The 22,198-nt window shown below is 72.5% G+C and carries 18 protein-coding genes; 6 read left to right on the forward strand and 12 right to left on the reverse strand.

Translation table 11 applies throughout. The features are described from left to right. The first annotated feature begins 361 nt into the window (after positions 1–361). Entirely contained in the window at positions 362–1,189 is an 828-nt protein-coding gene (locus ABEE00_RS32365; protein ID WP_345749340.1) for an EI24 domain-containing protein, read from the forward strand. Positions 1,190–1,270: 81 nt separating this feature from the next. Here ABEE00_RS32365 and ABEE00_RS32370 read toward each other — a convergent pair whose 3' ends face one another. Further along, positions 1,271–1,723, reverse strand: a complete 453-nt coding sequence (locus ABEE00_RS32370) for an acyl-CoA thioesterase (RefSeq protein WP_345749341.1) — start codon at positions 1,721–1,723, stop codon at positions 1,271–1,273. Between the two features lie 19 nt (positions 1,724–1,742). Continuing rightward, the gene (locus ABEE00_RS32375) at positions 1,743–3,605 is read right to left on the reverse strand and encodes an endonuclease/exonuclease/phosphatase family protein (RefSeq protein WP_345749342.1); all 1,863 of its coding nucleotides are present in this window, start codon (positions 3,603–3,605) and stop codon (positions 1,743–1,745) included. A 478-nt stretch (positions 3,606–4,083) separates the two neighbouring features. On the opposite strand from ABEE00_RS32375, the gene ABEE00_RS32380 reads away from it, so the two are divergent. Then, positions 4,084–5,628: a hypothetical protein gene (locus ABEE00_RS32380; RefSeq protein WP_345749343.1), complete on the forward strand. Its 1,545-nt coding sequence runs from the start codon at positions 4,084–4,086 to the stop codon at positions 5,626–5,628. Positions 5,629–5,900: 272 nt separating this feature from the next. After that, positions 5,901–7,343, forward strand: a complete 1,443-nt coding sequence (locus ABEE00_RS32385) for an alkaline phosphatase PhoX (RefSeq protein ID WP_345749344.1) — start codon at positions 5,901–5,903, stop codon at positions 7,341–7,343. Positions 7,344–7,418: 75 nt separating this feature from the next. On the opposite strand, the gene ABEE00_RS32390 is transcribed toward ABEE00_RS32385, so the two are convergent. The 3 genes from ABEE00_RS32390 to ABEE00_RS32400 form a co-directional block, all read right to left on the reverse strand. Further along, positions 7,419–7,997, reverse strand: a complete 579-nt coding sequence (locus ABEE00_RS32390; protein WP_345749345.1) for a chorismate mutase — start codon at positions 7,995–7,997, stop codon at positions 7,419–7,421. An 88-nt stretch (positions 7,998–8,085) separates the two neighbouring features. Continuing rightward, complete coding sequence (locus ABEE00_RS32395; RefSeq protein ID WP_345749346.1) at positions 8,086–9,780, reverse strand: amidohydrolase; 1,695 nt, start codon at positions 9,778–9,780, stop codon at positions 8,086–8,088. Positions 9,781–9,959: 179 nt separating this feature from the next. Beyond that, entirely contained in the window at positions 9,960–10,745 is a 786-nt protein-coding gene (locus tag ABEE00_RS32400) for a crotonase/enoyl-CoA hydratase family protein (protein ID WP_345749347.1), read from the reverse strand. A gap of 377 nt (positions 10,746–11,122) precedes the next feature. Between ABEE00_RS32400 and ABEE00_RS32405 the strand changes: the two genes are divergently transcribed. Further along, positions 11,123–12,427 carry a YeeE/YedE family protein gene (locus ABEE00_RS32405; RefSeq protein ID WP_345749348.1) on the forward strand — a complete coding sequence of 435 codons (1,305 nt, stop codon included), beginning with the start codon at positions 11,123–11,125 and terminating at the stop codon, positions 12,425–12,427. A gap of 249 nt (positions 12,428–12,676) precedes the next feature. On the opposite strand, the gene ABEE00_RS32410 is transcribed toward ABEE00_RS32405, so the two are convergent. From ABEE00_RS32410 to ABEE00_RS32420, 3 genes are all read right to left on the reverse strand, one after another. Then, positions 12,677–12,946, reverse strand: a complete 270-nt coding sequence (locus ABEE00_RS32410) for a hypothetical protein (protein ID WP_345749349.1) — start codon at positions 12,944–12,946, stop codon at positions 12,677–12,679. A gap of 4 nt (positions 12,947–12,950) precedes the next feature. Beyond that, the gene (kdgD, locus tag ABEE00_RS32415; protein WP_345749350.1) at positions 12,951–13,871 is read right to left on the reverse strand and encodes a 5-dehydro-4-deoxyglucarate dehydratase; all 921 of its coding nucleotides are present in this window, start codon (positions 13,869–13,871) and stop codon (positions 12,951–12,953) included. Positions 13,872–13,983: 112 nt separating this feature from the next. Then, positions 13,984–15,168: an L-talarate/galactarate dehydratase gene (locus tag ABEE00_RS32420; protein ID WP_345749351.1), complete on the reverse strand. Its 1,185-nt coding sequence runs from the start codon at positions 15,166–15,168 to the stop codon at positions 13,984–13,986. Between the two features lie 144 nt (positions 15,169–15,312). On the opposite strand from ABEE00_RS32420, the gene ABEE00_RS32425 reads away from it, so the two are divergent. Both ABEE00_RS32425 and ABEE00_RS32430 read left to right on the forward strand, forming a co-directional pair. Next, a complete protein-coding gene (locus tag ABEE00_RS32425; RefSeq protein WP_345749352.1) occupies positions 15,313–16,188 on the forward strand; it encodes a LysR substrate-binding domain-containing protein in 876 nt (291 codons plus the stop codon). Positions 16,189–16,357: 169 nt separating this feature from the next. After that, a complete protein-coding gene (locus tag ABEE00_RS32430) occupies positions 16,358–17,761 on the forward strand; it encodes an MFS transporter (RefSeq protein WP_451918720.1) in 1,404 nt (467 codons plus the stop codon). Positions 17,762–17,807: 46 nt separating this feature from the next. Here the strand turns inward: ABEE00_RS32430 and ABEE00_RS32435 are convergent, their stop codons facing one another. The 4 genes from ABEE00_RS32435 to ABEE00_RS32450 all read right to left on the reverse strand — a co-directional run bounded on the left by ABEE00_RS32435 (position 17,808) and on the right by ABEE00_RS32450 (position 21,976). Continuing rightward, a complete protein-coding gene (locus tag ABEE00_RS32435; protein WP_345749413.1) occupies positions 17,808–19,190 on the reverse strand; it encodes a TerD family protein in 1,383 nt (460 codons plus the stop codon). Positions 19,191–19,561: 371 nt separating this feature from the next. Further along, the gene (locus tag ABEE00_RS32440; protein ID WP_451918721.1) at positions 19,562–19,918 is read right to left on the reverse strand and encodes a GlsB/YeaQ/YmgE family stress response membrane protein; all 357 of its coding nucleotides are present in this window, start codon (positions 19,916–19,918) and stop codon (positions 19,562–19,564) included. Positions 19,919–19,975: 57 nt separating this feature from the next. Continuing rightward, positions 19,976–21,082, reverse strand: coding sequence for a sulfotransferase family protein (locus ABEE00_RS32445; RefSeq protein WP_345749353.1), 1,107 nt, complete (start codon positions 21,080–21,082; stop codon positions 19,976–19,978). A gap of 54 nt (positions 21,083–21,136) precedes the next feature. Then, the gene (locus ABEE00_RS32450; RefSeq protein ID WP_345749354.1) at positions 21,137–21,976 is read right to left on the reverse strand and encodes an NAD-dependent epimerase/dehydratase family protein; all 840 of its coding nucleotides are present in this window, start codon (positions 21,974–21,976) and stop codon (positions 21,137–21,139) included. Positions 21,977–22,198: the final 222 nt, after the last annotated feature.

Raw genomic sequence — 22,198 nt, forward strand, 5'->3', positions numbered from 1 at the left:
CGCTTCCCCTCCCCGTACGGGGCTGTGGGCTGCGGTCCGTGTCCTCGCTTGCGAGGTTATGGGCAGTCGTTCCGTCGGGGCGGAACGGGGGGGGCACAACCGGACTTGCGCCCCCCCGGCCTCCCGCAACCACGTTGTCAACGGGGCCCGGGGCGCAGCCCCGTGAACGCTCGCGGCGAGCGCGGGACTTGGGTGCGTGGGGGACGGGGCCTCGCGGCTGGCGGTTCCGGTGTGCCCGCCCGTTCCGCCCCAGCGGAACGCACGCCCACACCTCAGTGGGGAGGGCTCGCGGCGCGCAGCGAGCAAAGCGGCCACGTGCATCGGCCGTACTTGAGCGGGGAGGGCCGACTAGGCTGCGGGTATGGGTGATCTTGTTGCTGGGGTGGGGTACTTCGGGCGAGGGCAACGGTGGGTGTTCTCGCATACGCGGTGGTTCGGGTTCGGGCTGTTGCCCGCGCTGCTGACACTCGTGCTGTATGCCGCCGCCTTCACCACCCTCGGCTTCTTCACCGGCGACCTCGCCGCCTGGGCCGAGTCGCTGGCCCGCGGCTGGGGCCTGCCCCTGGAGACCGCGTTCGGCGTCCTCTTCGCCGTACTGCTGTGGGCCGCCGCGCTCGCCCTCGCGGTCGTCGCCTTCGCCGCGATCACGCTGCTGATCGGCGACCCCTTCTACGAGAAGCTCTCCGAGGAGGTCGAGAAGGCGGAGGGGCATTGCCCCGAGGGCCCGGACCTGCCGCTGTGGCGCGAGCTGTGGAACGCGGTGCGCGACAGCCTCTTCGTGCTCTCGCGGATGCTGCTGTTCACGGTGCCGCTGTTCCTCCTCGGCTTCGTCCCCGTGATCGGCCAGAGCGTGATCCCCGCCCTCGGCTTCTGCGTCGCCGGCTTCTTCCTCACCCTGGAACTGAGCTCCGTAGCCCTGCAACGGCGCGGCATCCCCGTACGGGAGCGCCTGCGGATGCTGCGTGCGCGGAAGGGCCTCGGCATCGGCTTCGGGCTGCCGCTGGTGGTGTTCCCGCCGCTGATGGTGCTCCTGATGCCCGGCGCGGTGGCAGGCGCCGCGCTCCTCGCCCGCGACCTGGTGGGTGCGGGTGAGGAGCGCGACGCGGGCGCGGGCGACGAACGGCAGCCCGCGCAAGGGGAGTTCAGGACTCCCGGGGGAAGTCCTCCGTGGACAGCTCGAAACCCATGAGGGTCTTGGTCATGTCGACGGGGTGGCCGAAGACGACGGTTGCCGTAGTGACCCGCCGCGCGCCGCGGGTCCGTACGCGGCTCACTCCGCCCGTACGCCCATCAGCCCCGGCCGCGTCGCGTACTTGCGCCACACCGACGCGGGGTCGGGGACCAGGCGGCGGGACTCGAGGTCGAGGATGCCGCCCACGCTGGCGACCGTAGCGCAGAGCTCGCCGTCGGAGGTGCGGCGGAGCTCCTGCTCCACGCGGGAGGTCTTGCCCTCGCCGTAGTGGAAGACGCAGGAGATCTCGATCTCCTCGCCCGCGCGCAGCTCGCGGTGGAAGCGGACCGTGGTCTCCAGGTTGACCGGGCCGAGCCGCGCGGCCGCGAGCTCGTCGGTGGAGATGCCGGCCTCCCGTACGCACTCCCACCGCGCCTGGTCCGCGTACTCCACGTAGGCCGAACCGCGCACATGGCCGTTGGTGTCCTCGTCGGTGCTGCGCATGGTGAGACGGGTGCGGAACGGGCCGTCTTCTGGGGCGTGTTGGGACATGGGTGACATGCTACGGCCCTCAGTGCAGCCTGGTGCGGGTGACCGACGGGTCGTGGTCGCTGGACTGGTCGTGGAACTCGGCGTTGATGTGCACGATGTCGTACTCCACGCGGCCCGTACCCGGGCTGGTGAGGATGTGGTCGAGGGTCTGCGAGTTGCCCTGGAAGACATAGCCGTAGCGCTCGGCGGCCGGCAGCTCGTTCATGGGGCTGGTCAGCGCGTTGCCGGAGCGCAGCGTCTTGAGCGCGGGCGAGAAGGCGAAGTCGTTGAAGTCGCCAGCGGCGAAGACCGCGGCCTTCGGGTCGGCCGAACGCAGCTCCCGCGCGAAGGAGTTGACCAGCTTCGCCTGCTCGACGCGCTGCGGCTCGGAGTGGCGGGCCGGCGGCTGGTGCACGCCGTCCATCGGCTGGTCGCCGTCCAGGTCGCCGCCGCCCTTGGAGCTGAAGTGGTTGGCGATCACGAAGAACGGGCGGCCGCGGAAGCGGAATTCGCCGGCCAGCGGCTTGCGGCTGGCCTTCCATGCCTCGTCCTGCGGGGCGATCCGGCCGGGGTTCGCGGAGAGCGCGGGCTTGCCGCCGCGCTTCTCGACCTTGACCGGGGTGGTGGCGTCGCCGCCCTTGCGGTCGGCGAAGGAGACGCGCTCCGGGTTGTAGAGGAAGGCGACCCGGATGTTGCCGCCGGGCTGGCCGCCGTCCGCGCCGTCCTCGGGGCTGATCTGCCGGTACGCGTAGCGCGGCCCGCCCGCCTTGGCGACCGCGTCGGTGAGCTGCTTGAGCGTCTTGTCCGCGCCGACCGTTCCGTCGTCCGCCGGGCCCGAGTCGTCCTGCACCTCCTCGACGGCGACGACGTCGGGCGAGGCCAGGTTGTGCACCAACGCCTCGGCGAGGCGCTCGAACTTGGCGGGCTCGCTCTTGGGGGAGAGGTTCTCCACGTTGTACGTGGCCACGGACAGCTCGTCGCCGCGCGCCTTGCGGGTCTTCTCGCGCGCGAGCTTGTTGTCCTCGTGCGCGCCCAGGGCGGTCGCCCGGACCGCGTACCCGCCGAAGTTGTCGTAGTCCAGCGGGCCCTCGGTGGTGCCGCGCAGCTCGTCGCCGACGTTCGCCTCGGGGAACTTCCGCTCCTCGAAGGGGATGAGCGAGGAGACCTTCACGCGCGCACCGTTCTGGTGGGAGTACGCGTCGTACAGGGTGCCGCCGCGCGGGGTGGGCCGCTGCTTCGGGTCGGTGGTGACCCACAGGTCGTGGTACTTCGAGGTGGGGCCGGTGACCCGCGCGTCCCGCACCGAGGTGCGCATGCCCTCCAGGGACTCGTAGGCGTCGAGCGCGTACGAGGAGGGGCGCAGCTTCCTGTCCTCGATGCTCTTGCCGCCCACGTCCGGCGCGTACGTCTCCGGTATTCGGTCGGGAGTGAGGCGCACCGCGCGGGGCAGCGGGCGGTTCTTCGCGACGGTCTTCCAGGTGGCGCCGGTGAGCTGGGTGACGGACTGGAAGCCGCCCTTCTGGCCGCCCGGGTAGAACTCGGCGACCTTGCCGGTGACCCGCACCTCGTCGCCCGCCTTGACCTGCGGCGTCTTCTCGCCGGTGAAAACGAAGATCCCCTCACTGGTCGACGGGTCGCCGTCCGGTGAGGGGTCCTGGAACCAGAAGCCGCGTGCCGAGCCGAAGCCGCGTATCGCGGTCACGACGCCGGGCACCTCGGCGACCTGTCTCCCGGCGAGCGGGGAGACCCTGGTGGTGCCCTGGATGTCGTGGATGCGCTGGCCGGTGAGCGCGGCCTGCGCGGCGGGCGTCGCCGAGGACACGGCGGGCAGCAGGAGCAGCGAGGAGCAGAGCGCCGCCGCGGTGAGCGCGGTGGTGCGGGCGAGACGGGAGCGGGTCGGCAACGGGGCCTCCGGTGGGGGTGGGGAAGGTGTCGCACGTGCTCGGTGTACGTGGTCTGTGCGGTGTACGCGGTGTACGTGCCGTTCGTGGTGCGTCGGGCGCGCGACGTTGACGGCGGAGGCCGCCGGGCGCTCCGCGGGGCACCCCGCGCCCTCTGCGCCACAGGTCTGCGCGGCACATTTTCTACGCGGGTAAAGCCTGGCGGGGAAACGGCGGTTGTCAAGGAGTTTGCTGGATCAAGTCGGCTCGTGGTGCGGCGAGTTGGACGCGCGGGCGCGGCAGTGGTGCAGTGGTGCGCACAGAGCGGCGCGGTACGGAGCACGACCGCCGTCCCGGGGGCGCCGGGGCGTGCACGCGGTGCGGCTCCGGTGCCAAGCACACGATTCGGGCAGCGCGGTACACATCCCGTCTACGCTGGGGCCTGCACCGTCCGCCCCGGTAGGTCGCACCCCGTAGGACCAGTAGGAGATGAACGCGCAGATGTCCGGAGACGACCGTCCCACCATGCCGCCCGTGCGGCTGCCGTCCGAAGCCGAGCTGGCCAGGGACGCGCTCGCCGCGCCGCTGTTCACCCGGGCCGCGAAGCTGGCGCGGTGGTCGGGCGAGGGCGCCGGCGTCCCGGTCGGCGCCGGGGGCGAACTCCTCGCCCCCCAGCTCAAGGAGGCCGTCGAGCGTCTCGGCCTGGGCGAGGACGAGAACGGCCCGGTGTACGCGGCCGAGGCGTGGAACCTCGCCGTGGAGACCGGCCTGCTGGAGGTCGAGGAGCACGAGGAGGAGGCCGGAGGGGACGGGGACTCCGGGCCGGAGAACGACGAGCCGGTGGGCGCGGCCACCCCCGGCGAGGAGCTGGAGCGGCTGACCGGCAGCCCCTCCGACGTGCTGGGCGTGTGGCAGGACGGTCTTGAGACGGTCCTGATGGACGCGGCGACGCCCAGCTTCGAGGACCTGCTCGGCGACCTGGAGGGCGCGGTCGGCGAGGACGGGCAGATCGACCCGGACTCCATCGACCTGGACGCGCTGGACTGGAACCCGGAGCAGGAGTCGGAGTTCCTCGACGGCGCCCTCGGCAACCTGTATCTGCTCTCCGTCACGGACGGCGCCGTCGGCAACGAGGAGAGCGTGCCGCTCCCGATGCTGGCCGCCTCCATGGTGGTGCCGGACGAGATGGAGCAGCCGGACGCCGAGGTGCTGGAGCAGGTGTCCTCGGTGCTGATGCGGCTCGACGACATGTTCCGGGTGCTGGAGCCCACCGGGCTGATCGAATACCACCCCGTGGACGAGGCGTTGATGGTCGACGTCGACGACGCGGAGGCCGCCGGGCTGCCGGAGCTGCCCGAGGGCGAGGAGGAGGACATCACCCGGTACGGGATGGTGCGCCTGACCACGCTCGGCCTGTACGGGGTACGGGAGCGGATGCTCTCCGCCGGTGTGGACGCGCCGCGGGTCGGCGACCTGGCCGGGGCGGGGGCCGACAAGCTGCTGGCCGCGCTGCCCTCGTACTCCGAGCCCAACGCGCAGACCGAGGTGGAGGGCTGGCTCGCGGGCCGGGACACCGTGGACGCGGCGCGGCAGCTCCTGGCGGCGGCGCGCGGCGCGGACGACAGCGCGCCGATGCGGCGGCTGGCCTGCCAGCAGGCGCTCGCGGTGGCGGGTCCTGAGGCCGAGCCGGCGCTGCGCGAGGTGCTGGACGACCGCGAACTGGGCGGTCTCGCCCGGGTGTGGCTCGCCGAGCGCGGCGCGCAGGACGTGCCGCAGCCCGACGAGGACATGGTGTTCTGGCTGACCATCGACACGATCGCCGCGCACCTGGGGCAGGCGGGGGACGAGCCGGAGGACGCGGAGCACGACGAACTGCGGGGTCTCGTCGAGAGCCTGGTGGGGCAGCACACGGGGTTCTTCGACAAGGCGTGGCGCGCGGACCACCCGGCGACCGGCGACGTGCTGGAGGCCATGGGGCGGGTCCACCCGGACAAGGGGGCGGCCAAGGAGGCGCGGAAGGCGGCGTTCAAGGCGCGGAGCCGCTGACGCGGCGGATGTGCGCGGGGGCCCAGCCCCCGTTGCCTTTGGGAGCGGGGAGCTTTTGGCTTCCCGCTCCCTTTGTGTGTGGGGTTGCGATATCGGGGCTTCGCCCCGAGCCCCGGGCCTGATGCGCTTTTACCGCCGGGCCGTCGGCCTGGGGGCGCTTTCCGCTGCGGCGGATTCTCTCTCCGGTTTTCGTCTGGTGTTCAGCGGGGGTTCCCCGTTGGGCGGCAGGGTGTGGTGCGCCTGATACGGCGTATGCCAGCTAGGAGTTGACCATGTCGCGCAGTCCGCTCAGCCGGAGAGACTTCGCCAAGCGTTCCGCCGTCGCCGGTGCCGGGGTCGCGCTCGTCGGGAGCGCGGGGGTGCTGACCACGGCTCCCGGCGGGCTGACCGGCGCGTCCGCCGGGGTTCCCGCGGGCGGTCCCGGGTACGGGCCGCTGGTGCCCGACCCCGAGGGACTGCTCGCGCTCCCCGAGGGGTTCACCTACCGGGTCCTCACGCACAGCGGCAGGACCAAGCTGGAGTCGGGCGAGCCCACCCCCTCCAACCACGACGGCACCGCCGCCTTCGCCGGGCCGCGCGGCAGCACGCTGCTGGTCAACAACCACGAGCTCAAGGGCCCCAGGAGCAAGTGGGAGCATCCGGTGCCGCTCGCCGAGGGGCTGGTGTACGACCCGGCGGCCTCCGGCGGGTGCACCGTCGTCGAGGTCTCGGGCGGCGAGGGCGAGCACGTCGCCGAGTGGGTCGGCATCGCCGGCACCTCCACCAACTGCGCGGGCGGCGCGACCCCCTGGGGTACGTGGCTGACCTGCGAGGAGAACACCGACAAGGCCGGCCAGAACGGCATGACCAAGGACCACGGCTACGTCTTCGAGGTGGACCCGCACGACAAGCGGGCCAACCGGAACCCGAAGCCGGTGAAGGCGCTGGGGCGGTTCGACCACGAGGCCGTGGTGGTGGATCCGCGGCGCGGGCATCTGTATCTGACCGAGGACGCCTCCAAGCCCAACGGCCTCTTCTACCGCTGGACCCCGCCGCGCGGCTTCACCCACGGCCGCGGAAAGCTGCGCACGCTGGCCGGCGACGCGGGGGTGCTCCAGGCCATGAAGTGCTACGACGCGGGCGGGAAGTTCGTGGACGACCTCGCGCGCGCCGCGAAGCCCGGCACGGTGTACGGGGTGGACTGGATCGAGGTGCCGGAGCGCGACGCGCAGGAGAAGCCGGTGCGGCAGCAGTTCGGCGCGCAGGACGTGACCCGCGGGCGGAAGCTGGAGGGCATGTGGTGGGCCGACGGGGGCGCGTACGTGGTGTCCTCGTACGCGCACGAGGGCGACAGCCCCGGCACTCCGCACGACGGGCAGGTCTGGTTCTACGATCCGCGGCACCGCACCCTGACGCTCAAGGTGCTCCTCGGCGTGAACAGGGACCCGGACAAGCCGGACACCCTCGACGGCCCCGACAACATCACGGTGTCCCCGCACGGCGGGCTGATCCTCGCGGAGGACGGCGAGGGGCTGCAGCACCTGTTCGGGGTGACGGAGAAGGGGGTCACGTACCCGCTGGTCCGCAACCAGCTCAACAACGGGACCGGGGACGAGCCCGAGTACAGCGAGTTCACCGGCGTGTGCTTCTCCGCCGACGGCGGCACGCTGTTCGCCAACATCCAGGAGCCGGGCATCATGTTCGCGATCACCGGCCCCTGGCGCCGCGAGGGCTGAGCGGGGCGGCGTACGGGTGCTGTCTGTGTACGGGGAGGTCGGCGCTGGTCAGCGGCGCCTGCGTACGGCTGCCGCTCAGTGCCGGTCCGCGCACACCGAGCGCACGGCGCGTTCCAGGCCCGCGGCGTGCAGCGCGTCGAAGTGGTGCGCGTGCGCGGTGCGCAGCGTGCCGTGGGCGACGCGCGCCGTGCACGTGGGGCTGTGCCGGGCCTCCTCGGTGCCGCGGAGCGCGGCGAGCAGGCGGTCGGTGAGGCGGTCCAGCGCGGGGCGCACCTCCTTGGCCAGGTCGGGGCGGCGGTCGGGGCGCTCGTCCGGGTGCGCGTCCCACCGCGCGAACAGGCCGCGCTGCACCTTCTTGTTGGCCTCGATCTGGTCGCGGAAGACGGCGGTCGCCTCGTCCGGGTCGAGGCCCATGCCGGCGGACCTCTGGGCCACGTCCTCCAGCAGCGCCTGTTCGCGCGCCGGGTCGTCGATGGGCTTGTCCGTGCCCCATTTCGCGGCGGCTACTTTGTCGGCCAACTCCACGCGCTGAGCGGAGAGTTCGGCGATGCCCGGTGTACGGGGAGAGGGCGCGGCGGCCGCGGGGGAGGCGGCGAGCATTCCCACGGCGGCGACGGTGAGGAGGGGGAGCGCGAGGCGGCGGGAGAGCGGCATGCCGTAGATCTACCGCACGCCGCCCCGCCGCACACGGCTCATGTCGCTCCCAGGGCGGGCATTCCCCCTCACGGGGCCCGCCGGGTTCCTACTTCTGGGGCTCCAGTTCCGGGCCCAGGGAGGAGAACTTCTCGCGGCTCACCACCCGGTGCGGGGGCCAGGTGATGTTGTCCGGCGGCCACTTCTGCTTCGTCTTCTCCAGGAACCAGGCGGGCGGCTCGTACATCGGCGGCTCGTAGCCCTCGGGGAGCGAGGTCTTCCAGTCCACGCCCTTGCGCCGCTCCTCGAACTCCTTCCTGATCGCCTTGAGCCGCTCCGGCTGGGTGATCAGGTCGACGGCGGTCGCCGCGAGGTACTTGGCCGCCGACAGCAGTGCCGCGTGGCCCGGCGCCGCGGCGGTGCAGGCGGCGGTCGACCACGTGTGCATCTTGGTGCCGACGGGGGCCAGCGCGGTGCCCATGGACACGGTCGGCACCTGCCAGCTTATGTCGGCCACATCCGTCGAACCGCCGCCCAGGAAGAGCGGGTTGGGCGGCTTGAGCGGGGTGAGGTCCTTCTGCAGGCCCTTCTCCGGGAGACCGAGCGACTTCTGCAGGTCCTTGGCGAGCTGCTGCGCCTCGGCGGAGAACTTCGGCGGACCGATCCGCCGCATGTTCTCGTGCATGAGCTCGGCGAAGGAGCGGGAGGGGAGCTGGTTCCAGCAGGCCGAGGTGATGCGGTGCGAGACGGTGGTGCGGCTCGCCTTGGCCGCCGCCTCGGAGACCGCGATCACCTTCTCCAGCAGCGACTGCACCCGCTCGGGGCTGCCCTCGCGCACGTAGTACGCGATCTGCGCGATCTCCGGCGTGACGTTGGGGATGTCCCCGCCGTTGCTGATCACCCAGTGCAGCCGCGCCGAGGGCGCCATGCTCTCCTCGCGCAGGAACTCCGACATGGTCGCCATCATCACGGCCGCGTCGCTCGCGCTCTTGTTGCCCAGCGGGGTGCCGCCGTGGCCCGCCACCCCGAGGAAGGTGAAGGTCACCGCCGTCATGGCGTTGGTGGTCTCCCAGCCGGTCGCGTTGCCGGTGGAGGGGTGCCAGTCGAGGAAGGCGTCGAGGCCGTCGTACACGCCCTTGCTGACCGCGTAGGTCTTGCCGATGATCTGCTCCTCGGCGGTCGAGCCGAAGAACTTCACCGTGACGTCCAGCCTGTGCCGCTCGGCCGCGCGGGCGACCGCCGCCGCGGCTGCCGCTGCCGCCGTGCCGAGCGCCGCGTGGCCGCAGCCGTGTCCGGCGCCGTAGCCGGGGTGGAAGGGGTCGTGCTCGTAGACCAGCGGGTCGTGGTGGCCGACGCCCTTCTTCTGGGAGAGCCCCGGCAGCGCGTCGTACTCGCCGCTGAAGCCGAGCACCGGGCCGCCCGAGCCGCGGGTGAAGGTCGCGGTGAACGCGGTGGGGAAGCCGGCGGTGCCGAACTCCACATGGAATCCCGCGCGTTCCAGGAATTCCGCCTGGGCGAGCGAGGACTTCCACTCCTTGAGGCTGAGTTCCGCGTTCTCCCAGATCTCGTCGTTGAGACCGAGGATGGATTCCTCCTGCTGCTGAATCCACGCGAGCGCCGACTTCTTCGCCGCCGAGTCCTCGGCGAGCCCGTGCGGCGGCTTGTAGTCGTCCCCCGCCTCCATGCCCGCGGGTTCCGTCGCGGCCGCGGCCACCGCCGGATCCGCACCGGCGACGGCTCCACCGGCGGCCGTCGTGGCCACTCCCGCTGCGCCGAGCATCTGCATGATCTGACGTCTGCTCATGCCGCTTCGGGCTATCGCTTCGTGTGAATGCTCATTGTGGTCATGCAGATCGCACACGGGCGCCTCCGGAGTTCGTGGGCCGTACACGCACAGTCGTCCGAGCGGCAACCCTCGCCCGTGGTCGTGGTCACGTCAATAGTTGTGATCAACGCCGTGTGCTGCGGTGTGCACGCGCCGCGTCAGGGCGCTCCGTGCCGCCCCGCACCCTCGGCGAACCGGGCCGCGCCCTCCAGTGCCTCCTCCAACGAGGCGGCCCCGTACCGCAGTTCGGCCTCCATCGCCTCCCGCTCGGGCAGCCCCTCCTGCGCGCGCAGCGAGGCGAGATCCCCGCGCAGGCAGGTCTGCGGGAAGCGGGCCAGCTCGGCGGCCAGCTCCTCCGCTGCCTTGCGCGCGGTGCCCGGCGGTACGAGGCGATTGGCGAGCCCCATGTCGTACGCCTCGCCGGCCCGCACGGTGCGCCCTGTGAGGATCATGTCGGCCGCGCGGCCCGAGCCCACGACGCGCGGCAGCCGCACCGTGCCGCCGTCGATCAGCGGCACGCCCCAGCGCCGGCAGTACACGCCGAACACGGCGGACTCCTCCACCACCCGCAGGTCGCACCAGAGCGCCAGCTCCAGGCCGCCCGCGACGGCGTGCCCGGCGACCGCGGCGATCACGGGTTTGGACAGCCGCATGCGGGTCGGGCCCATCGGCCCGTCGCCGTCCTCGGCGACCCGGTTCGCGCGGTCCGTGCCCAGGGCCTTCAGATCGGCGCCCGCGCAGAACGTGCCGCCCTCGCCCCACAGCACCGCGGCCCGCGTCTCCGGGTCGGCCTCGATCTCCCGGAAGGCGCCGGCCAGCGCCGCGGCGGTCGGCCCGTCCACGGCGTTCCTGGACTCGGGGCGCGCGAGCACGACGGTGGCCACCTGGCCCGCGCGCTCGACGCGCACGGTGGGTCCTGCGCCGGCATGAGACGTGGGGGTCAACTGCGGCCTCCTGTGGGGGAGTTCGGCGGGTCCGGGCAACCTACGCGCGCTGCGCCCGGCCGGTCCAGGGTCCCGCCACGCGCACATCCGTCCCCCATTCGCCCCTCCTCCGTCTCACGCCCGTGTCTCGCAAAATGAGACATTCTGCCGTGTGCATGCCTCGCTGCCTTACCGTGGCACGCATGTTCGGACCCGCACGCGAGCTCGCGCTCACGCTCTTCGCGGCCACCGCGTGGAGCGTCGACGACGCACTCTGTCTCCGCTGAGACCCCTTTCCCGGAACTCCCGGGGCTCCCCACGCCCGTTCCGTGCCCTCCCCGCGCCCCGTTCCGGGCCCCCGCATCCGAACCCCCACCTGCTCTTCTCCGGAGACACCTGTGACCTCCGCCCCTCCCGCCCCCTCCGGGACCGGATCCCCTGAGACGGCGGCGCCCCGCCGCTCCCTGCTCACGCCCTCGCCGACCAGCTCGCCCGCGCCGGAACCCGCTCCGCTGCCCGCGGTGCGCCGGGTGCCGCTCGCCGTCGCGGGGGTGCTCGGGGCCGGGCTCACCGCGTACGTGTGGAGCGCGCACGGCGCCAAGCCCGGCGTCCTGCTGCTGCTCGGCATCGGCCTGGGCATCGGCCTCTTCCACTCGCGCTTCGGCTTCACCTCCGCCTGGCGGCAGTTGATCGCCGTCGGCAACGGGACCGGGCTGCGCGCCCACACCCTGCTGCTCGGCACCACGGCCACGCTGTTCGCGCTCGTGATCGGCACCGGCACGGGCCTCTTCGGCTCGGCACCCGAACCCAGCGCGGGCCCGCTCGGCATCGCGCTGCTGGTCGGCGCCTTCCTGTTCGCGATCGGGATGCAGCTCGGCGGCGCCTGCGCCTCGGGCACGCTCTTCGCGGTCGGCTCGGGGCAGAGCGCGATCGTGCTGACCCTCGGCGGCTTCGTCCTCGGGTCGACGCTCGCCGCCTGGCAGTTCTCCCTCTGGAACGGGCTGCCCGCGCTCGACCCCGTACTCCTCTCCGACCACGTCGGCTGGTTCGGCTCCTGGGCGGTCACGATCGCCGCGCTCGCCCTCGTGTACGTGATCGCCCGGCGCGTGCAGGCCCGCCGCAACCCGCCGCCGGTCGGCGCACCGCCCTCCGCGCGCGGCGCGGCGGCCCGGGTGCTGCGCGGCTCCTGGCCGCTGGCCGCCGGCGCGATCGTGCTCGCCGTGCTCGGCGCGGGCGTGCTCCTGGTGTCCGGCGGCGCATGGGGTGTGACCAGCGCCTTCGCGCTCTGGGGGAGCAAGCTGGTGGGCGTGCTCGGCGGTTCGCCCGAGACCTGGGCCTTCTGGAAGCAGCCCGAGAACGCGGCGCAGTTCTCGGGCCCGGTGCTCGCGGACAAGACCAGCCTCACGAACCTCGGCATCATGATCGGCGCCGCCGTGGCCGCCGCCGCTGGCGGTGTGTGGACGCTGCACCGCGGCATCCCGTGGCGCACCGCCGTGGCCGCCGTGCTCGGCGGCGTACTGATGGGCATCGGCGCCCGGATGGCCGGGGGCTGCAACATCGGCGCGTACCTCGCGGGCATCGCCTCCGGCAGCCTGCACGGCTGGATCTGGGGCGCGGTCGCGCTGCTGGGCACCTGGGCCGGGCTCAGGCTGCGGCCGCTGTTCGGCCTGGGCAACCCCAAGCCGGGCGACGGCGTCTGCTGAGGGCGGCCGTACGGAGAGGTCGTACGGCGAGGTCGTACGGGGAGATCCGTACGCGGGGATTCGTCAGCAGGAATCCGTACGGAATGGGGGAGGGGGCGGAGGGGCGTCCGGAAGTTCTCATTGGAGATTAAGCCGAGGCCCCTGCCGCCCCGTTCGTTCTCTGCCACAATGGTGAGCCGGGCCCCGCTGCTCCCCCGTCGGCGGGGCCCTCTTAGTGCCCTGACGCTGTTGTGCTGCTGTTTCCGCAGGTCAGGAGGGTTCTGGTCCGTCTCCCGCGACCTGTACGGGGCCGAAGCCCGAGCCCTGGATGAGGACCGAGCCCTCGCGCCCGTCCGGCAGCCGGATCCTCGCGGTGTCGCCCTCCAGCTCCACCCAGAGCGGTGTCTCGGGGTCGACGGACCGCAGGGTCCCCGACCAGGTGGACTCCGGGCCCCTGTCGTGCGTGTAGAGGGCGGCCTCGACCGGGATGCGGACTCCCTCGCTGATCAGCGTCGCTTCTCCGCGGTAGATGCTCGACATGCGATCAGTGTGGCAGCGAGGCGAGGAGAGTGCCGAGTTCCCCGCGCTCTTCCGGGGTCAGATCGGTCAGCGGCGGCCGCACCGGGCCCGCGTGGTGCCCCGTCGCGGTCATCCCGGCCTTCACGATGCTCACCGCGTAGCCGGGGCGGCGCGCGCGGATCGCGGTGTAGGGGAGCACGAAGCCGTTGAGCATCCGCCGCACGTCCTCGTGCCGCCGCTCCCGTACCGCCTCGTAGAAGGCGAGGGCGAACTCCGGCAGGAAGTTGAAGATCGCCGAGGAGTAGGTGGTGACGCCCAGCTCCAGATACGGCAGCGCGTAGGTCTCCGCCGTGGGCAGCCCGCCGATGTACGTGAGCCGGTCGCCGAGCCTGGCGTGGATGCGGGTCATGGCGTCGATGTCGCCCGCGCCGTCCTTGTACCCGATGAGGTTGGGGCAGGACTCGGCGAGGCGGGCCAGGGTCACGTCCGTGTAGACCGCGTTGGCCCGGCTGTAGACGACGACGCCCAGCGAGGTGGCGCGGCAGACCGCCTCCACGTGCCGGGCGAGGCCCTCCTGGCTCGCCTCGGTGAGGTACGGCGGGAAGAGCAGCACGCCGTCGGCGCCCGCCCGTTCGGCCTCGGCGGCGAACTCGGCGGCCATCGCGGTGCCGTAGCCGGCCGGCGCCACGATCGGGGTGCCCTCGGGGGCGCTCCGCACGGCCGCGGCGACGACCTCGCGCACCTCCGCGGGCGTGAGCGAGAAGAACTCGCCGGTGCCGCCCGCCGCGAAGAGCCCGCCGACGTCGTGTTTGGAGAGCCGGGCGATGTTCTCGCGGTACGCGGGCCCGTCGAAGGAGAGGTCGTCGTCCTTGAAGTGGGTGACCGGGAAGGACAGCAGCCCTGAGCCGAGGCGGCGCCCGAGTTCTGCCGGGGTGAGGGAGGCCATGCGGTGTCTGCTCCTGGGGGTCGTGAGGTCAACGTACGCCGTGGCTGTGACAGTTGAGCGGGTGCGGGCGTGAGCGCGTGCGGGTGTCCCGGTGTGTGCGGGCGCGTGCGCGTTACGGGCGTGCCCCCTCCTCGTGGGTGGCGACCGTCCAGGCGCGCGCCTGCTCGCTGAGGGTGAAGCCGAGTCCTGGGCGCGCCGGTACCAGCATGCGCCCGCCCTCCGTTTCCAGCCGCTCCTCGAAGAGCGGATTCAGCCAGTCGAAGTGCTCGACCCACGTCTCGCTCGGGTAGGCCGCCGCCAGGTGCAGGTGGATCTCCATCGCGAAGTGCGGGGCCAGTTGCAGGTGGTGGTGCTCGGCGAGCGCCGCGAGCTTGAGGAACTGCGTGATGCCGCCGATGCGGGGCGCGTCGGGCTGGAGCACGTCGGCCGCGCCGTGCCGGATCAGCTCGGCGTGCTCGGCCACGCTCGCCAGCATCTCGCCGGTGGCGATGGGGGTGTCGAGGGAGGCGGCGAGCGCCGCGTGCCCCTGCGCGTCGTACGCGTCGAGCGGCTCCTCCAGCCACACGAGCCCGAACTCCTCCATCGCCCGGCCCATGCGGCGCGCCGTCGGCCGGTCCCACTGCTGGTTGGCGTCGGCCATCAGCGGTACGCCGTCTCCTATGCGCTCGCGCACCGCGGCCAGCCGCTCCAGGTCACGCGCGCCCTCCGGGTGCCCCACCTTGATCTTCACGCCGCCGATGCCCTCGGCGAGCGCGGCCTCCGCGTTGTCCAGCACCTCTTCGGTGGGCGTGTGCAGGAAGCCGCCCGAGGTGTTGTAGCAGCGCACCGCGTCGCGGTGGGCGCCGAGCAGCTTGGCGAGGGGGAGCCCGGCGCGCTTGGCCTTCAGATCCCACAGGGCCACGTCGAAGGCGGCGATCGCCTGGGTGGCCAGCCCGCTGCGGCCCACCGAGGCGCCGGCCCAGACGAGCTTCGTCCAGAGCTTCCCGATGTCGCTGGGGTCCTCGCCGATCACCGCCTCGGCGATCTCCTTGGCGTGCGCGAACTGCCCCGGGCCTCCCGCGCGCTTGGAGTAGCCGAAGCCGACGCCCTCGTACCCCTGCTCGGTGGCGATCTCCACGAAGAGGAACGCCACCTCCGTCATGGGCTTCTGACGTCCCGTCAGCACCTTGGCGTCGCTGACCGGGACGGCCAGCGGGAGGAGTACGGAGGAGAGGCGGAGCCGGCGGATCATGTCGGACGCGGTCCCCCTCGCGGAGTCGGCGGAGTGTGCGGCCCTGAGCGTGTGCGTCGTGGTCATCGCATCTGTCCCTGAAGTGAGGCGGTGTGCGGAGGCGCGGCGGTGCTGCGCAAGGGGTCGCCGTTCGCTTCTGGGGACGCTACGGTCGCCGATTGATCCACGTCCAACATAGATTTTGCATTCACGGATACCGGAAGAGCATCGATGTTCACCTTGGCTCAGCTCACGAGCTTCGTCGCCGTCGCGGAGGAACTGCACTTCACCCGCGCCGCCGAACGGCTCAGCATGACCCAGCCGCCCCTGAGCCGCCAGATACAGCTCCTGGAGAACGAGTTGCGGGTGCAGTTGCTGGACCGCACCAACCGCTCCGTGCGGCTCACCCCCGCGGGCCGCGCCTTCCTCTCCGAGGCGCGCCGGATCCTGCGCCAGACCGAGGACGCCACCCTCGCCGTGCGCCGCGTGTCCACCGGGGAGGCGGGGGCGATCGCGCTCGGGTTCACCGCGGCGGGCGCCTACTCCGCGCTCGGGGACCTGCTGGGGACCGCGCGCTCGGCGGCGCCCGATGTGGAGATCATGCTCCATGAGCTGGTCACCCGGGACCAGTTGGAGGCGCTCGGCGAAGGGGCGCTCGATCTGGGGCTGATACGGCCCTCCGCGATCAGCGCCGAGCTGACCACCCGGCCCGCCGTGCGCGAGGGGCTGGTCGCCGCGCTCCCCGAGGGGCACCGGCTGGCCGCGTGCGAAGGGCCGCTCGGGGTGGGGGACCTCGACGGGGAGAGCCTGCTGATGTACTCGCCGATCGAGGCCAGGTACTTCCACGAGCTGCTGATCGGGATCTTCCGCGCGGCGCACGTGCGGCCCGTGTTCACCCAGTACCTGAGCCAGATCCACAGCATGCTCGCGCTCGTGGACACCGGCTGGGCCGCGGCCCTGGTCCCCGAGTCGGCCACCCGCATCCGGTACGGCGGCCTCGTCTACCGCGCCTTGGACCTGCCCGACCCCCGCCCTGTCGAACTCGACCTGGTCTGGCGGAGGAACAACGACAACCCGGCGCTGGACGCGCTGCTGCGGCACCTGTGAGGCGTACCGCCCCTCCCGGGACGTCCGGTGATGCCCAACGCGCATCACAACCAACAAAATTCGACATGGACGCGCATCGGAACGGTCCCTACGGTCAACGCAGCCACCGGCGATGTGGCCCGGACCACACGCGGCAGTGCCGCCGCCCCCAGTTCCAGGGAGACCGAACGTGTCCGACACCGACAGGCAGGACGAGCCCGCGACCACCACCGCCCCGCATCCACCGCGTACCCCGCGCGAAAAGGCCGCAGCGCACGCCGGGCGGCTGCGCTATCTGATCCTGGCGATGCTCTTCGCCGTCACCACGGTCAACTACGCCGACCGCTCCACGCTCTCCATCGCGGGCGACGCGATGCAGCGCGAATTGCACATCAGCTCCGCCGAGTTGGGGCTGCTCTTCTCCGCCTTCTCCTGGTCGTACCTGGTGGCGCAGATACCCGGCGGCTGGCTGCTGGACCGGTACGGATCGAAGCGGGTGTACGGGGCCGCGATCTTCCTGTGGTCGCTGTTCACCATGCTGCAGGGGGCCATCGGCTTCTTCGCGGGCGCGGCCGTCGTGCTGCTCTTCGCGCTGCGCTTCGCCGTCGGCGTCGCGGAGGCGCCCTCGTTCCCCGGCAACTCCCGCATCGTGGCGGCCTGGTTCCCCACGAGGGAGCGGGGCTTCGCCTCGGCGCTCTTCAACTCGGCGCAGTACTTCGCCACCGTCGCCTTCGCGCCGCTGATGGGCTGGCTGGTCACCGCGCTGGGCTGGCAGCACGTGTTCACCGTGGTCGGGGGCGTCGGCGTCGTACTGGCCCTGGTGTGGACGCGGGTCATCCACCCGCCGCGCAGCCATCCGCGGCTGGGCGAGGGCGAGTTGCGGCACCTCCAGGACGGGGGCGCGCTCGTGGACCTGGACGCGCCCACCGCGGAGGAGGACGCCCGCGCGAAGGCTGTCACCGCGGGCCGGGAGAACCTGCGGCACATGGCCTTCCTGCTGCGGAACCGCACGACGCTGGGCACCTTCGTGGGCCAGTACTTCATCAACACGATCACGTGGTTCTTCCTGACCTGGTTCCCCGTCTACCTGGTGCAGGAGCGCGGCATGGACATCCTGGAGGCGGGCTTCGTCTCCTCGCTGCCCGCGCTGTGCGGCTTCGTGGGCGGGGTGCTCGGAGGGTACGTCTCCGACCGGCTGGCGCGCGGCGGGCTGAGCGTCACCGCAGCGCGCAAGATCCCGATCGTCGCCGGGCTGCTGCTGTCCACCGGCATCATCGTGTGCAACTACGTGACGTCGTCCTGGCTCGTCGTCGTGATCATGTCGCTGGCCTTCTTCGGCAAGGGCATGGGCGCGCTGGGCTGGGCCGTGATGTCCGATGTCGCGCCGAAGGAGATCGCGGGGCTCGCCGGCGGACTGTTCAACACCTTCGGCGCGCTGGCCGGCATCGTGACGCCGCTGGTCATCGGCTATCTGCTGGACGCCACCGGCTCCTTCGACCTGGCGCTCGCCTTCGTCAGCGTGTGCGCGGCGCTGGCCGTGGTCAGCTATCTGGTGATCGTGAAGGACATCCGGCGCATCGAGCTGGGGGCGTGAGGAGGGCGGCCGCGCCTCCTGACGGTTGGGGGCGCGGCCGCGTGGGTCACAGCGCGGCGGCTCCCGGCTTGACCATGCCGCGTACGGTGCGCGAGTCCACGTACTCCCCGAGTGCGGTCATCTCCCACTCGCCGGAGAACTGGCGGATCATCTTGCACATCAGCACGCCCGTGCGCGGCTCGGCGTTGGTGAGATCGAAGCGGACGAGCTCGTTGCCCGCGCCGTCCAGCAGGCGGCAGTACGCCTTGGCGACGTCGGTGAACTTCTGGCCGGAGAAGGAGTTCACCGTGAAGACCAGGCCCGTGACCTGCGGGGGCAGGTCGCCGAGGTGGACGGTGATGCTCTCGTCGTCGCCCGCGCCCTCGCCGGTGAGGTTGTCCCCTGAGTGCTGGATGACGCCGCGCAGGATGGCGAGCTTGCCGAAATAGCAGGCGTCGATCTTCTTGCGGTTGGCGTCGTACGCGATGACCGAGGCGTCCAGGTCGATGTCCTTGGCGCGCTTGCCCGCGCGGAACACCGGCTCCCAGCCCAGGCCCATGCGCACCGAGGTGAGCATGGGCTGACCGCCCTTGGTGAGCGAGACCGTCTGGTTCTTCTGGAGGCTGACCCGGCCCTTGTCCAGATTGATCTTCCCGCCGCCGGCGGGTGCGGGCGCCTGCGGGGGAGCGGGCGCGGCGGGCGGCTGCGGTGCGGCGGGGGCCTGCGGAGTCTGGGGCGGCTGCGGTGCCTGCGGGGGCTGGGGCGCTTGCGGGGGTTGGGGCGCCTGCGGGGGTTGGGGCGCCTGCGGCATCTGCGGGGCCGCGGGCGCCTGGGGCGGGGCCGGTGACTGCGGCGGAGCGGGGGCCTGCGGAGGCTGGGGTGCCTGGGGCGCGGCGGGCGCCTGCGGTGCGGCCGGGGGCTGGGGCGGCTGGGGCGCCTGCGGGGGCTCGGGTGCGGCGGCGGGCTCCTCGACGTTCACGCCGAAGTCGGAGGCGATGCCGCCGAGGCCGTTCGCATAACCCTGGCCCACGGCGCGCACCTTCCACGCGCCGCCCCTGCGGTACACCTCGACCACCACCAGGGCGGTCTCCTGACCGAGCTGCGGCGGGGTGAAGGTGGCGATGACGGCCCGGGTCTGCGCGTCGCGGACGGTGGCCGTCGGCTCCGTGCCCGCGAAGGTGGCGCCGGGGGCGTCCAGGCTGGCGGTGACGACCACCTTGTCCACCTCGGCGGGCACCGCGGCGGTGTCCACCGTGATGGTGTCCGCGCTGCCCCCGCCGCTGTGGGTCACCCCGGGACCCGAGGGCTGGTTGTAGAAGACGAAGTCCTCGTCGGAGCGGACCTTGCCGCCCTCGGTGAGGAGCAGTCCCGACACGTCGAGCCGGGTCGGAGCAGTGACCTCCACCGCCACGCGGGCCGCGGTCAGCGGGAGGTTGGAGCCAGGAGTCATCGCGGTCATGCCGAAGCTAACGACTGGCCGAGCTTTGCAGTTCCTTTGCGAGGGCCGCGGCGGGTGGTCCGCCACGGCCCCTCGTACGGGAGGGGCACTCGGCCGCGTGCGAGCGCTGCGAAGGGGCGCGCTGCCCCTGGGCGTCGGCGCCGGGCAGCCGCTTGCTGCGCCGGTCCCGCTAGCGCCGGGGCGCGCGTTCGCACCCTGACCGCTGTGCGTGTCCGGCCCCGCTTGCGGCTCCGGAGCGGCCCCGCTGTCACCGCCGGCCGCTGCCGCTGTACGCGCGTCCCGCTGCGGCGGGAGAGGGGTGGAGCCGCTTCACCCGGCCGCGGCCGCCAGGGGTGTCGTGCGGCGGCGCAGCGCAGCGCTCCTCACCTGTGCCGCTCTCGCGAGTGGCCGAAGAAGATGCGGTAGAGGACCAGGAGCACCAGGGAACCCGCTATCGCGGAGATCCACAGTGCGGGGTCGACGACGTTGTTCTCTATCGGCCTGTCCAGGAACGTCGCGGAGAGCCAGCCGCCCACGAACGCGCCCGCGATGCCGGTCAGCGCCGTGCCCAGGATCCCGCCGGGGTCGCGGCCCGGCAGGATCACCTTGGCGATCGTGCCGGCGACCAGCCCCAGGATGATCCAGCTGACGATCCCCGAGTGCAGCAGTCCTGACAGGTCGACACCTCCCGAATCGGCGTCCGACTGGGCGGCGAGCTGCAGGAAGTGGGCGGTGTGCATGGCGGGTTGGTCCTCCCCGGGTGTGCATGGCGATGATCGGTTGCGACCCCATCATGTCTACGGGGACGCCTGTGCACCGGCCCCTGGTTGTCCCGTACGCAACACCCGCATCCCTGGTGCGCAGCTCTCCCGCAGCGCCTCCAGCTCCCCGGCGGGCAGCCGCAGCGCCGCGCCGGCGCGGCCGGAGTCCAGGAGGCGCTCGCCCGCATCGAGCCAGCCGGGCAGCGGTTCCACCCCCACGAAGCGGGCCAACCGGGAGAGTTCGCCGCGCGGATCGCCCAGCAGCTCCTCGTACGAGAGCGTCGTACGGATCTCCTGCGGCAGCTCTTCCAGGTACCCGGCGCCCTCGGCGACGAGTTCGGACCACAGCGCGCCGAACCGTTCGGCGGCCAGCGGGCGTTCCATCACCAGCGCGCGGTCGAAGCGCTCGCCGAGCAGCCCGGCGAGGTCCGGCGGCAGCGCGGCGACCTGCTCGGGCGTGAGCTGCGCGAGGGCGCCGGGCGACCGGCCGGCGCCGCAGCGCTCGGCGATCTCGCGCAGCAGCAGGATCATGCGGTAACCGGGGTGCCGGCTCATCGACAGCGCGCAGTCGGGGCCGTCCCGGAAGAGGTGCACGAAGCGCGCCCGCGGGAACATGCGGCGCAGCAGCGGAACATGGTGCAACGAGTACCCGGAGCGCTCCACCGCGGCGCGCGCCCCTCCGCAGCGCCGGGCCAGCGCCTCGAAGAACGCCTCCCACTGCTGCGGAGCGGGCCGCGTCGGCCAGCCGCGCACCTCGGGCTCCAGCGAGTCGAGCAACGCGTCGGGCGCGTCCGAGAGATGGGGCAGCGGCATGAGGCTCACGGCGGGGATGCCGTCCTTCTCGGCCGAGTACCGCCACTCCGGGTGCCGGTTGTAGAGGAACTCGGGAAGCGGCGCCCCGCTGCGGATCATGGTGTCGAAGACGTGGTTGGGCGCGGTGAGCAGCGCCCAGAACTCCCGCCCGTCCAGGGCCTCCTCGCTCATCGCCGCGTTCTGCACGCAGGCGAACAGCTCGTTCAGGCTGAGCACGTCGGGGTGCAGCCGGAGGATGCGGGAGAGCGCCGTCGAACCGCTGCGGCCCGTGCCGACGACGAAGGTCAGGTTCCGGGAGGCGTCCCGGGAGGTCGGATTGGGGGAGGTCACCGCCGCCACCTTCCCCGGCGCGCGGACGCGCAACCCCTGCCCTCAGCCCCGCGCTCAGTGCGGCCAGATGGGCGGGTCCGTGCAGAACCTGCCGCCCAGCCAGCGCGCGTCCGGGCTCTCCGGGTCCAGGTCCCCGTGCTCGGCGATGAGCTTGGCCGCGTACTCCTCCGAGTCGTCGCGCGGCGCGTACCCCAGCGCGCGGGCCGTGGTCAGGTCCCAGTTCAGGCGGGTGTTGTCGGACGAGCCGTAGACGACGGTGTGCCCGACGTCCTCCGCGGTCAGCGCCGCGTGCAGCAGCCGCGCGCCGTCCTCGGGGCTGAGCCAGATGGACAGCATGCGTACGGAAGAAGGCTCGGGGAAGCAGGAGCCGATCCGCACCGAGACGGTCTCGATGCCGTGCCGGTCCCAGTAGAGCTGCGCCAGGTCCTCGCCGAAGCCCTTGGAGAGCCCGTAGAAGGTGTCGGGGCGGTGCGGGGTGCCGGCCGGGATCGGGGTTCCGTCAGGGTCCGGTACGGGGGTGAAGCCCACCGCGTGGTTGGAGGAGGCGAACACCACGCGCCGCACGCCCGCCTCGCGCGCCGCCTCGTACAGCCGGTACGTGCCCTCGATGTTGGCGCGCAGGATCTTCTCGAAGGTGGACTCCAGGGAGATCCCCGCGAGATGGACGATCGCGTCCACGCCGCGGACGGCCTCGCGCAGGGTGTCCGCGCACGCCGGGTCGCCGATCTCGGCGGTGAACGTCTCCTCGGCGCCGGTCCCGTCACCCTCCACTTCCGGCACCGGCCGCTGGTCCAGAAGCCGCAGCCGGTACCCGTACGGGGGCAGCAGCCTGCGCATCAGGGTGCCCACGCCACCGGCGGCGCCGGTGAGCAGAACGGTGCGGGGAGCGGGCATCGGCGGTCTCCATCCGTGGACGGTGTTCAGATATGGGGCGATCGACGGGGCGGCCCGGCACGACGCTAGGGAGGCCGCGTGGGGGCGTCAAGGCGCCGTGCCCGCGCGTGACTTGGGCGGAACGCGCGCGTACGCATGTGTTGACCGGCGCGAGAGCGCGGCCATAGCGTGACGCGGCTTCACGGTCGTGGACAGCCGCGGCTCCCCGCCCCGACGCGCCGC

The organism is Streptomyces odontomachicola (genome assembly GCF_039605595.1).
Taxonomy (GTDB): domain Bacteria; phylum Actinomycetota; class Actinomycetes; order Streptomycetales; family Streptomycetaceae; genus Streptomyces.